The organism is Streptomyces sp. NPDC052064 (genome assembly GCF_055585925.1).
In genome coordinates, this window is sequence record NZ_JBVJJE010000001.1 from 265,575 (window position 1) to 278,538 (window position 12,964).

Genomic DNA, 12,964 nt, shown 5'->3' on the forward strand with positions numbered 1-12,964 from the left:
CCCTGCTCATTTTGCGGTCTCGGCGATAGAGTCGGGCGACAACACCCTCATCCGGCCGTCGTCGTACAGAAAGGTGCGCTCCGATGACCGAGCATCATCACTTGCCGTCCGAACTCGATGTGCCCTCCGAGGCCCCCGACCGCAACCTCGCCCTGGAGCTGGTCCGGGTGACCGAGGCAGCGGCGATGGCCGCGGGCCGTTGGGTCGGGCGGGGTGACAAGAACGGCGCCGACGGAGCCGCGGTGCGTGCCATGCGGACCCTCGTCTCCACCGTCTCGATGAACGGCGTCGTCGTCATCGGCGAGGGCGAGAAGGACGAAGCCCCCATGCTGTTCAACGGGGAGCGCGTGGGCGACGGGACGGGGCCCGAGTGCGACATCGCCGTCGACCCGATCGACGGCACCACGCTGACCGCGAAGGGCATGACGAACGCGATCGCGGTGCTGGCCGCCGCCGAGCGCGGGTCCATGTTCGACCCGTCCGCCGTCTTCTACATGGACAAGCTCGTCACCGGGCCCGAGGCGGCCGACTTCGTCGACATCGACGCACCGGTGTCGGTGAACATCCGCCGGGTCGCCAAGGCGAAGCGGTCCACGCCCGAGGACGTGACGGTGGTGATCCTGGACCGACCGCGGCACGAGGGCATCATCAAGGAGATCCGGGACTCCGGTGCGCGGATCAAGCTGATCTCCGACGGCGATGTGGCCGGCTCGATCCTGGCGCTGCGCGAGGGCACGGGCGTCGATCTGCTGCTCGGCATCGGCGGTACGCCGGAGGGCATCATCTCGGCCTGCGCGGTGAAGTGTCTGGGCGGCACGATCCAGGGCAAGCTGTGGCCCAAGGACGACGAGGAGCGGCAGCGGGCGATCGACGCGGGGCATGATCTCGACCGGGTGCTGACGACCGAGGACCTGGTCACCGGGGAGAACGTGTTCTTCGTGGCGACCGGGATCACCGACGGGGAGCTGCTGCGGGGGGTTCGGTACCGGGCCGAGACGGCTACGACCGACTCGATCGTGATGCGGTCGCGGTCGGGGACGGTGCGGAGGATCGATTCCGAGCACCGGCTGAGCAAGCTGCGGGCCTACAGCGCGATCGACTTCGACAAAGGGAAGTAGCGCCCCCTGAGGATGGGGACTGCGCATCGCCGGCGCGTGCGGGCCGGTTGTGGTTGATCGCGCAGTTCCCCACGTCCCTCAAGGGACCTCCCCCGAAGGTCTGCTGAAGAAGGTCTGCTGAAAAGAGAAAGGGCGTCCCCGGTGCGGTGGGGGCGCCCTTTTCGTCGTGCGTGCCGGTCAGCCTGCCGCGGCTATCGTGCTCGCCGAGCGGGCCGCCTTCTTCAGCTCCAGGTCGCGGCGGCGGCGTCGGGCCAGGACCACGCGGCGTTCGGCGGCGGTGAGGCCGCCCCAGACGCCGTAGGGCTCGGGCTGGAGGAGGGCGTGTTCGCGGCATTCGACCATCACCGGGCAGCGGGCGCAGACCCGCTTCGCCGCCTCCTCCCGGGAGAGCCGGGCGGCCGTGGGCTCCTTGGAGGGGGCGAAGAACAGGCCCGCCTCGTCACGCCGGCACACCGCCTCGGTGTGCCACGGGGCGTCTTGGTCCCTGTCTCGCGCTGGCACCCGCGGGGCCGGAACGGCAGCTACCAGGGACGAATGCGGCGGTTGCAGCACGGTCTACTCCTGACGACGGCTTCGCGAGCGAGAGACGATGCAGCAAGGCCTACCCGCTGTGCGCGCGCCTATGCACTGAGTTCCGAAGCGCTGGTTTCGCCCCCGTTCCCGGGTTCCGTGGAGCGGCGTCACCGGTGGACCGATTTGCTCCGGATCCCGGAGAATTCGCGACTGTCAATGGTTCAGGTGTTTGCGCAAACTCTTGTCGACCTTGCGCTGCACCCGGTCGAGGATGTCCGCGACGACCTTGCCTCGCCGGGGCCGCGCCTCGACGCTGCCCAGGACGGCCCAGCCGTCGACGTAGACGATCGGGGCCTCCGGTTCGCCCGAGTCGAGCGTGTCCACCTCGAAGCTGCCGAGCACGCCGCCACCCATGCCGCGCAGCGACACGTTCTCCGGGACGCGGATCTCGACGCTGCCGAAGACCGAGAACGACTTGATCATGACCTGCTGATGGTCGAAGAGCGCCTCACTGAGGTCTATCTCGACGCTGCCGAAGATCGCGTACGCGTGGATACGGCGACCCGTGCGCCAACGGCCCTTGCGGACGGCACTGCTGAAGATCGCGACCACGTTGTCGTCCGGGTCGATCGGGATGGCACCCGCGGTGGGGTGATACGGGGCCGGGGCCGGGGCCGATGAGGAGCCGAGGCCCTGGCGGTGGGCAGCGGGCAGATCCCGTATGAAGACGTCCAGTTCGCCGACCGTCTTGGCGCGCAGCACCCCTTCGACGCGCTCGGCGTGCTCGTCCGTGGTGAGACGGCCCTCGGCGAGGGCGTCGTGCAGGATGTCGGCGATGCGGTCGCGCTCGGCGTCGGAGGCGCGGAGCTCGGAGACGGCGGGCGCGGTCTGCTTCTGAAGGTCCACGGCAGCAGCGTACCGAAACACGATAGATCGCGACACCCCCCGCGGACTCCTCCTGTCTCGCGGCCGAGTGTGACGAACTGAGCCTTACCTCACAGGCTCGCTGTCGGAGGCAGGTTCTACGCTGGTTGGCGCTCGCCAAAGGAGGCGGGCCGCCGTCTGTCGAGTGAGGAATGGGCTGAGATGCCTGAGTTCGCGTACACCGATCTACTCCCCCAGGGAGAGGACACCACGCCGTACCGGCTGGTGACCTCCGAGGGCGTCTCCACGGTCGAGGGGCCGGACGGGCGGACCTTCCTCAAGGTGGAGCCGGAGGCGCTGCGCAAGCTCGCCGAGGAGGCCGTCCACGACATCCAGCACTACCTGCGCCCGGCCCACCTCGCGCAGCTGCGCCGCATCATCGACGACCCCGAGGCGTCCGGCAACGACAAGTTCGTGGCACTGGACCTGCTGAAGAACGCGAACATCGCGGCGGCGGGCGTGCTCCCGATGTGCCAGGACACGGGCACGGCGATCGTGATGGGCAAGCGCGGGCAGAACGTCCTGACGGAAGGCCGCGACGAGGAGGCCCTCTCCCGCGGCATCTTCGACGCGTACCAGAACCTCAACCTGCGCTACTCGCAGATGGCTCCGCTCACCATGTGGGAGGAGAAGAACACCGGCTCCAACCTTCCCGCGCAGATCGAGCTGTACGCGACCGACGGCGGCGCCTACAAGTTCCTGTTCATGGCGAAGGGCGGCGGCTCCGCCAACAAGTCGTTCCTCTACCAGGAGACGAAGGCCGTCCTGAACGAGGCCTCCATGATGAAGTTCCTGGAGGAGAAGATCCGTTCGCTGGGTACGGCGGCCTGCCCGCCGTACCACCTGGCGATCGTGGTCGGCGGTACGAGCGCCGAGTACGCGCTGAAGACCGCGAAGTACGCCTCCGCGCACTACCTGGACGAGATTCCGGCGGAGGGGTCGGCGCTCGGGCACGGCTTCCGGGACGAAGAGCTGGAGCAGAAGGTCTTCGAGCTGACGCAGAAGATCGGGATCGGGGCGCAGTTCGGCGGGAAGTACTTCTGCCACGACGTGCGCGTGGTGCGGCTGCCGCGGCACGGGGCGTCCTGCCCGGTCGCCATCGCCGTGTCCTGCTCCGCCGACCGCCAGGCCGTCGCGAAGATCACAGCCGAGGGTGTCTTCCTGGAGCAGCTGGAGACGGACCCGGCGCGGTTCCTGCCGGAGACGACGGACGAGCAGCTGGAGACGGAGGGCGACGTCGTCAAGATCGACCTGAACCAGCCGATGGAGACGATCCTGGCCGAGCTCACCAAGTACCCGGTGAAGACCCGGCTCTCCCTCACCGGTCCGCTGGTCGTCGCCCGTGACATCGCGCACGCCAAGATCAAGGAGCGGCTGGACGCGGGCGAGGAGATGCCGCAGTACCTGAAGGACCATCCGGTGTACTACGCGGGCCCGGCGAAGACGCCCGAGGGGTACGCGTCCGGCTCCTTCGGTCCGACGACGGCCGGCCGCATGGACTCCTACGTCGAGCAGTTCCAGGCGGCGGGCGGGTCCAAGGTGATGCTGGCCAAGGGCAACCGCAGCAAGCAGGTCACGGACGCGTGCGCGTCGCACGGCGGCTTCTACCTGGGCTCCATCGGCGGCCCGGCGGCCCGTCTCGCCCAGGACTGCATCAAGAAGGTCGAGGTCGTCGAGTACGAGGAACTCGGCATGGAGGCCGTCTGGAAGATCGAGGTCGAGGACTTCCCGGCGTTCATCGTCGTCGACGACAAGGGCAACGACTTCTTCCAGGATCCGGCGCCGGCGCCCACGTTCACGAGCATCCCGGTGCGGGGTCCGGGCCTGAGCTGACCCGGCAGCGACACCCGTGGAGAGCCCCTGGCGAATCGCCGGGGGCTCTGTCGTGCTCCCCGGCGCCTCGGCACCTCGGCACCTCGGCACCCACGGACCAGAAGCGGCCCTGACAGGCCCCCGTGGGACCGCGCTCCGGGCGGACGGCGATGCGAAACGACCGGGGCTGCTCTTCGCCCCGCCTCAAACTCGAGAACGCCGCACGTCCCGCTCATCCCTCACACGAGCGTTGCGAAGCCTGTGTCTCCACGGATGTGGGACGGTCCTCTCCCGCACGCCCTCGGGGCAGCACGACCCGGCCCAGAGCAGGCAGTGGTTCCCTGCCCTTTCCCATCAGGCGGCGCGTCAGCCACCGTCGTGCCGGCGTCTCGAACCTGTCCGTCAGGACAAGGCCCCCTGCCACCAGCATGGCCATGAAAACGATCCGCCCCATGGGGCAAAGGATTCCAACCGCTGACCGGAGCATTGCAGGACGACTGCGTAAAGAAGGGCTGCCAGCGGGCGACGCAGCACGTACACGCAGTAGGACGCCTTGCCCAATGATTCGTAGACGCGTCGGGTGCCGGCTCGTGGCTCGCTCCTCGTGCCAAGCAGGACGACAAGCGGGAACACAAGCAGTACAGACAGCAACTGCCCGATCAGACCGGGACTGAAGAACGCCATGACCGGCAGTACACCCAACAACACCAACGGCGGAATGCGGGGCGTACGCACCTTGTCCCGCAGGCGGTAGATCAACAGGCCGGCAGCGAAGGAGTAGCCCACCCGCGCGAGCCCTCCGGGGAAGGTGGCCCACGTCAGGCCCAACGCTGGGGATTCCCAGTGGATCAACGCCCATGAATAGAACCCGCCGCACACCACCACCGTGCCGGCAAGGACTCTGACGGACTGAAGCGGGCGCCAGAAAACCGCCCACACCAGATTCGCCAGGAGCTCGAAGAAGATCGACCACATCGGGCCGTTGATGGGAAAGGCGTGCGACAGCGGCGCGGGCAGTATGAACCCGGCAAACGGGAGTGCGATGAGCAGTTCACTCCAAGTCCAAACCGCCGTGGGTGAATCGTACAGAATACACATCGCCTGATGCGCAATCCCCAAGAGGAACCCCATGGCGTAGAGCGGATACAATCACACCCAGCGCTGACGAAGGAAAATCAGCGGGGTCATTCCCCGACGGAAATGATCCTCAAAGGCATGAGCAAGCACAAAGCCACTCAGCACGAAGAAAAGATCGACAGCCAGACCCAAGAATCCCGGCATCAGCCCGAACAGCCGCGGGGAGTGCAGGGCGACGATGCACAGGGCAGCAACACCACGAATGCCATGGAGCGTCCGGTAGTTCTTGATGGCATCGGCGAGCTGCTCCTCAGGGGAAAACGACATCATGTGCTCGCAATATGCGATGGCGGCGGCCAATTTATCCCCGGATACCAGTTTTTCCTCGGCGGCTGGCCACCCGAGGCGGAGATTCGGTCGCGTCAGGACGCGCACTCCCCTTCGTCTGCTGCACGGCCGCCATGCGACCTGGGTCGTACGACGACGGCCCCCGGGTGGCCGAGCGCCCGGAACATCCGCGGCGTCCCGTTCGCTGTACAGGGCATGAGCGAATACCGCATCGAGCACGACTCCATGGGCGAGGTACGGGTCCCGGCGGACGCGAAGTGGCGGGCGCAGACACAGCGGGCCGTGGAGAACTTCCCGATCTCCGGGCAGCACATCGAGCGCGCCCACATCGAGGCGCTGGCGCGCGTCAAGGGCGCCGCGGCGAAGGTGAACGCGAGCCTCGGTGTGCTCGACAAGGACATCGCCGAGGCGATTCAGGAGGCGGCGGCCGAAGTCGCCGAGGGGCGGTGGGACGCGCACTTCCCGGTCGACGTGTTCCAGACCGGGTCCGGGACCTCGTCCAACATGAACACCAATGAGGTCATCGCCACGCTGGCCACCGAGCGGCTCGGGCGGGCCGTGCATCCCAACGACCACGTCAACGCGTCGCAGTCGTCCAACGACGTCTTCCCCTCCTCCATCCACATCGCCGCCACCGCCGCCGTCACCCGCGACCTCGTCCCCGCCCTGGACCACCTCGCCGCCTCGCTGGAGCGCAAGGCCGAGGAGTTCTCCGACGTCGTGAAGTCGGGGCGGACCCACCTGATGGACGCCACGCCCGTGACGCTGGGGCAGGAGTTCGGCGGGTACGCCGCCCAGGTGCGGTACGGCATCGAGCGGCTGGAGGCGTCCCTCCCCCGGCTCGCCGAACTGCCCCTCGGCGGCACGGCCGTCGGCACCGGCATCAACACCCCGCCCGGTTTCTCCGCCGCCGTCATCGAGGAGGTCGCCCGTACGACCGGGCTGCCCCTCACCGAGGCCCGGGACCACTTCGAGGCGCAGGGCGCCCGGGACGGCATCGTCGAGACCAGCGGGCAGCTGCGGACCATCGCGGTCGGACTGACGAAGATCGCCAACGACCTGCGGTGGATGTCCTCCGGGCCGCGCACCGGCCTCGCCGAGATCGCCCTGCCCGACCTCCAGCCCGGGTCCTCGATCATGCCGGGCAAGGTGAATCCGGTCATTCCGGAGGCGGTGCTGATGGTCGCCGCCCAGGTCGTCGGCAATGACGCCACCGTGGCCACCGCGGGCGCCGCCGGGAACTTCGAGCTCAACGTCATGCTGCCCGTCATCGCGAAGAACGTGCTGGAGTCGATCCGGCTGCTCGCCAACGCCACGCGGCTGCTCGCCGACCGGACCGTCGACGGCATCACCGCCAACCGCGAACGGGCGCGGGAGTACGCCGAGTCCTCCCCGTCCGTCGTCACGCCGCTCAACAAGTACATCGGCTACGAGGAGGCCGCCAAGGTCGCCAAGAAGGCGCTGGCCGAGCGGAAGACCATCCGTCAGGTCGTGCTGGACAGCGGGTACGTGGAGCGCGGGGACCTGACCCTGGAGCAGCTCGACGAGGCGCTGGATGTCCTGCGGATGACGCACCCGTGACAGTTCGCCGACCACGTACGCCCGGCGCGTGAACCGTGACACGCGCCGCAGCGTCGTATGCCTATGGCACCTAATATCTGTGCATGGCAGACGGTGGAGCGGTGAGACGCGTGGAAACGGGTGGTGCTGCAGGCTTCTGGGAGCCCGGGAGCGAGATCCTGTGGCGGTACCGGGAGAACGGCGGCACGCGTTTCCACATCGCGCGTCCCGTCACCGTCGTACGGGACGACGCGGAACTGCTGGCCGTGTGGCTGGCGCCCGGCACGGAGTGCGTGCGGCCCGTACTCGCCGACGGCACCCCCGTGCACCTGGAACCGCTGGAGTCCCGCTACACCAAGCCGCGGACCGTGCAGCGCGACCGCTGGTTCGGCACGGGCGTGCTGAAGCTGGCGCGGCCCGGCGAGCCCTGGTCGGTGTGGCTGTTCTGGGAGCCGGGCTGGCGGTTCAAGAACTGGTACGTGAACCTGGAGGAGCCGCTGGCCCGTTGGGAGGGCGGTGTGGACTCCGTCGACCACTTCCTGGACATCTCCGTGCACCCGGACCGCACTTGGCACTGGCGCGACGAGGACGAGTTCGCCCAGGCTCTGCGGGACGGGCTGATGGACGACCAGCAGGCCGAAAAGGTACGGGCGGCCGGCCGCGCAGCCGTGGAGGTGATCCGCGCCTGGGGGCCGCCGTTCTCGGAAGGCTGGCAGCACTGGCGCCCGGATCCGTCCTGGACGGTACCGTCGCTGCCGGAGGACTGGGATCGTACGCCCGCGCATGTGTCCTCATGAGACCCTTGATGCGCCCCCGGGCAAGAAACGTAGGATCGTCCTCCGCAAGGGCGCGCGGCGGCAACTGACGGAGCACGCGCTGGGCTTGACCGATCGTCACCGAGGGGCGGCAGGACGTGAGCGAGGGGTACGAGGGCAACACCGGCAGGGCCTGCGCCACAGGCCCCCAGGACCGGAGACGGTCCGCCGGTGGCACAGTGACAACCTCTGACCACGCGGAAATTCCGTTCCTGGGGCACGTATTCCGGGTATCGGAGTTTCGGCGGGACCAACTGCGCCTCTGGCGCGCAGCCCCGGACGGATGGATTCGACACGCGTGACGGAGCAGCCGACCTCCTTCGAACGCCCGCAGCCGGGCGTCGACCCCGCGGACCCCCGCGGGGCGCTCGTGCATACCTCGACACCGGCGCACGCGCCCGGCTCGGGCGCCTTACCGGTACAGGGCCGCTGCGGCGGCGACGTCACCGCTCCGCTCACGACGGCGCACACCACGCCGGGCACGTCGGAGCAGGGCACCTCCACGCCGTTCGGCAAGGGCAAGGACACCGTGAGCGACCCCGCCTCCGAGCATTCCCAGCCGGGTACCGAGCAGACCGCCGAGCGCGAGACTCCTCGGCCGCGGCCCGCCCCCGAGGGCATTCCGGTCCAGCCGGCCGATGAACAGGACCCGCCGACGCCCGGCCCCGACGGTCAGGAGCGCCGAAGCGGCCAGAGCCTGCCGCCCGGCCGGCCCACGCCGATGCGGCGGGACGGCGACCGGCTGCGCTTCGTGGGTGCCGCCACCCGGCGGATCGCCCGCGGCATCGATCTCGACGAGATCGTGATGGGGCTGTGCCGGGCCACCGTGCCCACGTTCTCCGACGCGATCCTGGTCTATCTGCGCGACCCGCTGCCCGTCGGCGACGAGCGGCCCACCGGCCCGCTGGTGCTGCGGCTGCGCCGCACCGACCGGATACCGGCCGAACGCGACACGGAGAACGGCTTCCTGCCGGCCGCGCAGCCCGAGCCGAACGAGCTGGACACGGTCGGCGCCGAGCTGTGCGAGGTGCGGCCCGGCAGCGCGCTCGCCGAGGTGCTGCGGGGCGTGCGCCCGGTTTTCACCGACGCTCCCGCGGCCCGTGCCGCGTTGCCCGAACTGCTCGGTGACGGCGGCGAGTTCGCCGTACCGGACGGACAGCGCGCGATCCTCGCCCCGCTGCGCGGCCGGCGCCGGGTCATCGGTGCCGCCCTGTTCCTGCGCCGTCCCGAGCGCATGGCCTTCGAGCCGGACGACCTGCTGGTGGCCGCCCAGCTCGCCACGCACAGCGCGCTGGGCATCGACAAGGCCGTGCTGTACGGCCGCGAGGCCTACATCGCGGACGAGCTCCAGCGCACGATGCTGCCCGAGACGCTGCCCCGCCCCACCGGCGTGCGGCTCGCCTCGCGTTACCTGCCGGCCGCGGAGACCGCGCGCGTCGGCGGCGACTGGTACGACGCCATCCCGCTGCCCGGCAGCCGGGTCGCCCTGGTCGTCGGCGACGTCATGGGCCACTCCATGACCTCGGCCGCCATCATGGGCCAGCTGCGCACCACCGCCCAGACCCTCGCCGGTCTCGACCTGCCGCCGCAGGAGGTCCTGCACCACCTCGACGAACAGGCCCAGCGCCTCGGCGTGGACCGCATGGCGACCTGCCTCTACGCGGTCTACGACCCGGTATCGCACCGCATCACCATCGCCAACGCCGGTCACCCGCCGCCCGTCCTGCTCCACCTGGGCGGCCGCGCCGAGGTGCTGCGCGTGCCGGCCGGCGCCCCGATCGGCGTCGGCGGCGTGGACTTCGAGGCCGTGGAGCTGGACGCGCCCGCCGGTGCGACCCTGCTGCTCTACACCGACGGCCTGGTCGAGTCGCGCCTGCGCGATGTGTGGACCGGCATCGAGCAGCTGCGGGAGAAGCTCGCCGCGGTCGCGCAGCTCACCGGGCCGGACCATCCGCCGCCCCTGGAAGCGCTGTGCGACGAGGTGCTCGACATGCTCGGCCCGGGCGACCGGGACGACGACATCGCGCTGCTCGCCGCCCGCTTCGACGGCATCGCGCCCAGCGATGTGGCGTACTGGTTCCTGGAGCCGGAGGACGCCGCCCCCGGCCGGGCCCGCCGCCTGGCCCGGCGCGCGCTGCAGCGCTGGGGCCTGGAGGAACTCAGCGACTCGGTCGAGCTGCTGGTCAGCGAGGTCGTGACGAACGCCGTGCGGTACGCCTCCCGGCCGGTCACGCTCCGGCTGCTGCGGACGGATGTCCTGCGGTGCGAAGTGGGCGACGACGTCCCGCAGTTGCCGCGCCTGCGGCAGGCGCGCGCCACGGACGAGGGCGGACGCGGGCTGTACCTGGTGAACCGGCTGGCCAGGCGCTGGGGCGCGACCCGGCTCAGCACCGGCAAGGTGGTCTGGTTCGAACTCAACCGCAGCTGACCCGTCGGGTCAGCTGCGGAGGGCGCTCCACCGAACCCGCGGTCGGCGCCCCCGGGCGGGGCGGCGAGTCCGCCGGCCAGGACTTGCCGCCGGCTTCCGGCAGGCGCCCGCCCCTCTCCATGGCGGACGCCTGCCGACCTGCTGAACAGCGTGGCCGGGAGGGGGCGGCCCGGCTCTCCGCCCGCGAGGCGGTCCCTGTCGGCCCCGGCACGCCCATCGCCTCCGGACACCCCGTCCGCCTCCCGTCACCGGCCGGTGCGTGCGAGAGGGCCGGGCCCCGGGTCTCTGTCCGGCGGTACGGGCCCGGCCAGCGGATCGTCCGCGTTCCACGGATGGCCCGGCAGCGGGCATGACCCGTCCCCCTGTTCGAGTGGCATTTGCGGCCTGCCGCGCAAGGCGCGTTGCGCAACGGCATTCCGGCGCTTGGAATGACTCGCCAGTGCTCCTGAGGCCGAGCACCCACAGCCACACCCAGGAGGATGCATGCCCTCTGCCACTTTCCGCCGCGCCGCGACCGTCGGCGCCCTGACTGCCGCAGTCACCCTGTCGCTGACCGCGACGGCCGCGGCGGATGTCGGGGACGAAGACGTCGTGCGGATCAAGTTCACCGGCATCACCGCGATCGACACTCAGGAGCGACACATCGATCCAGGCGACAGCTGGGTCGACTACCTGACCCTGTACACCCCCAAAAAGAAGTTCGCCGGCGATGCCAGCTCGCGGTGCACCGCCGTCGAAGCCGACGACAAGCGGCTGACAGCCCAGTGCACGCGGGTGCTCCGCCTGAAGGGCGGGGAGATCACCCTCCACGACATGATCACCCGCGAGGGCGACAAGCCCATCACGGCGAAGACCGCCATCGCGGGCGGCACGGGAATCTACAACGACGCCGAAGGAGAGGGCTACATCACCCTGGAGGGTGACCGCGTCCACTTCGATCTTCACGTCGATGACTGACGGGTGCGCCTCACCCGGCGGCATGCCGGACGTTCCGCCGCACGACGGGGCCGTGTACTCCGGCCACGCGGGGCGCGTTGCCCGGCAGGAACGAACTTCGTGGAATGACTCGCCCATGCTCCGGCAGGCCTGGGGCACCCTGTTCGGCCTGGAGGTTCCGTGATCAGTACGGCTGTCCGTGGTGTTGTCGTCACCGCCCTCACCGCGACGCTGGCCCTTCTTCCGACGCTGGCGCACGCCGAGGGGAAGGACAAGGACAACGACATCGAGAGGCTCGAGCTGACCGGCATCAACAAGCTCGACACATCACCCTCCCGCATCGTGGAGGGTGACAGCTGGACGACCCACGTGGCGCTGTACACCACGGAGAGGAAGACGGACAAGAAGAAGGACAAGAAGACCGGCAAGAAGACCGGCAAGAAGTCGAACAAAAAGACGAACAAGAAGCGGCTGCGGTACGCCGGTGACGGTGAGTCGGAGTGCAGCGCGGTCCGTGTCGACACCGAGCCCCAGACCAACCAGCAGCGGGTGACGGCCCAGTGCACGCGCGTGCTGCGCCTGAAGAAGGGGACGCTGACACTCAGCGACATGATCACGTACCACCCCTGCAAGCGTGTGACGGCCAAGACCGCCATCATCGGCGGCACCGGCCGTTACCGCTCCGCCTATGGTGACGGCTACATCACCCTGGACGGTCGGCAGGTCCACCTGGAGCTCAACGTCGACGAATGACGCGGGGCACACTCCAACCGGTGCGGGGACGCGATGCGCGTCCCCGCACCGGCGTCATTCCGACTGCGCTCATTCACTGATGCCAGAGGTTTTCTCGATGAGACGGGTGAAAACGACGAGGGCTCCCAGAGCGGGAAGCAGGCTCGCCAGCGTCCACAGGATGCAGAACCCCGCTGCCGACCCGGCCATCATGCGCAAGACCGTCGGGGCGTCCTCGGAAACTCCGGCCACGATCAGCAGGAAAATGGTGGACAGCACTCCCATGGCGATAATGGTGAAGAACGGCCACAGGTAGTTGGTGATGGGCAGAATGCGCGCTTTTCTCGCCTTCCGTAGAAAGGTGTTGTCGCAGGCGCGTGTGATCATCGCCAGGATGGCGAACACGGCCCCGATGATGACACCCACCATGGAGACGGCTACGCCCAGCACCTCGTGCAGCGGCAAGTCGTCGTCATGACCGAGCCAGGCTCCCCCCGCCCCGCCGAGGATCGCCCCCAGCGGCTCCCCCCACCACCAACTCCTCAGACTCACGTGCACGAGACTCGTGAACTCCTTGAAGTACTTGTCGCCCAGGGTGCGCCCGCTGGGTTCCTCCGGGTACGACTCGAAGTCTGTCCGCTTTTCCGTGCCCATCAAAGCCCCACCCACTGGAGGCCGCTTTCACCGAGCCGCCCTTGTGC

12 protein-coding genes are annotated in these 12,964 nt (G+C 69.3%); 7 read left to right on the forward strand and 5 right to left on the reverse strand.

Features of this window, described 5'->3' with window-relative positions; all coding sequences use genetic code 11:
- Nucleotides 1–83 precede the first annotated feature (83 nt).
- Nucleotides 84–1,118: a class II fructose-bisphosphatase gene (glpX, locus tag ACZ6TU_RS01235; protein WP_467678716.1), complete on the forward strand. Its 1,035-nt coding sequence runs from the start codon at nt 84–86 to the stop codon at nt 1,116–1,118.
- 177 nt (nt 1,119–1,295) lie between these two features.
- On the opposite strand, the gene ACZ6TU_RS01240 is transcribed toward glpX, so the two are convergent.
- Complete coding sequence (locus ACZ6TU_RS01240; protein WP_078945338.1) at nt 1,296–1,670, reverse strand: WhiB family transcriptional regulator; 375 nt, start codon at nt 1,668–1,670, stop codon at nt 1,296–1,298.
- A 174-nt stretch (nt 1,671–1,844) separates the two neighbouring features.
- Complete coding sequence (locus tag ACZ6TU_RS01245; protein ID WP_467678714.1) at nt 1,845–2,537, reverse strand: DUF1707 SHOCT-like domain-containing protein; 693 nt, start codon at nt 2,535–2,537, stop codon at nt 1,845–1,847.
- Between the two features lie 180 nt (nt 2,538–2,717).
- Here ACZ6TU_RS01245 and ACZ6TU_RS01250 point away from each other — a divergent pair, with 180 nt between their 5' ends.
- Nucleotides 2,718–4,388, forward strand: coding sequence for a fumarate hydratase (locus ACZ6TU_RS01250; protein WP_467678712.1), 1,671 nt, complete (start codon nt 2,718–2,720; stop codon nt 4,386–4,388).
- A gap of 381 nt (nt 4,389–4,769) precedes the next feature.
- On the opposite strand, the gene ACZ6TU_RS01255 is transcribed toward ACZ6TU_RS01250, so the two are convergent.
- Nucleotides 4,770–5,498 carry an acyltransferase family protein gene (locus ACZ6TU_RS01255; RefSeq protein ID WP_469545793.1) on the reverse strand — a complete coding sequence of 243 codons (729 nt, stop codon included), beginning with the start codon at nt 5,496–5,498 and terminating at the stop codon, nt 4,770–4,772.
- An 18-nt stretch (nt 5,499–5,516) separates the two neighbouring features.
- Nucleotides 5,517–5,879: a hypothetical protein gene (locus ACZ6TU_RS01260; protein WP_467678709.1), complete on the reverse strand. Its 363-nt coding sequence runs from the start codon at nt 5,877–5,879 to the stop codon at nt 5,517–5,519.
- Nucleotides 5,880–5,987: 108 nt separating this feature from the next.
- Between ACZ6TU_RS01260 and ACZ6TU_RS01265 the strand changes: the two genes are divergently transcribed.
- From ACZ6TU_RS01265 to ACZ6TU_RS01285, 5 genes are all read left to right on the forward strand, one after another.
- Complete coding sequence (locus ACZ6TU_RS01265; protein WP_467678707.1) at nt 5,988–7,373, forward strand: class II fumarate hydratase; 1,386 nt, start codon at nt 5,988–5,990, stop codon at nt 7,371–7,373.
- Nucleotides 7,374–7,456: 83 nt separating this feature from the next.
- The gene (fomD, locus tag ACZ6TU_RS01270; protein WP_467678705.1) at nt 7,457–8,149 is read left to right on the forward strand and encodes a cytidylyl-2-hydroxypropylphosphonate hydrolase; all 693 of its coding nucleotides are present in this window, start codon (nt 7,457–7,459) and stop codon (nt 8,147–8,149) included.
- 301 nt (nt 8,150–8,450) lie between these two features.
- Nucleotides 8,451–10,595 (forward strand): SpoIIE family protein phosphatase, encoded by a 2,145-nt coding sequence (locus ACZ6TU_RS01275; protein ID WP_467678704.1) that lies wholly within the window; start codon nt 8,451–8,453, stop codon nt 10,593–10,595.
- A gap of 483 nt (nt 10,596–11,078) precedes the next feature.
- Nucleotides 11,079–11,552, forward strand: coding sequence for a hypothetical protein (locus ACZ6TU_RS01280; RefSeq protein ID WP_467678702.1), 474 nt, complete (start codon nt 11,079–11,081; stop codon nt 11,550–11,552).
- Between the two features lie 159 nt (nt 11,553–11,711).
- Nucleotides 11,712–12,284, forward strand: a complete 573-nt coding sequence (locus tag ACZ6TU_RS01285) for a hypothetical protein (protein WP_467678701.1) — start codon at nt 11,712–11,714, stop codon at nt 12,282–12,284.
- Nucleotides 12,285–12,353: 69 nt separating this feature from the next.
- Here ACZ6TU_RS01285 and ACZ6TU_RS01290 read toward each other — a convergent pair whose 3' ends face one another.
- Nucleotides 12,354–12,917 (reverse strand): hypothetical protein, encoded by a 564-nt coding sequence (locus ACZ6TU_RS01290; RefSeq protein WP_467678699.1) that lies wholly within the window; start codon nt 12,915–12,917, stop codon nt 12,354–12,356.
- Between the last annotated feature and the right edge of the window lie 47 nt (nt 12,918–12,964).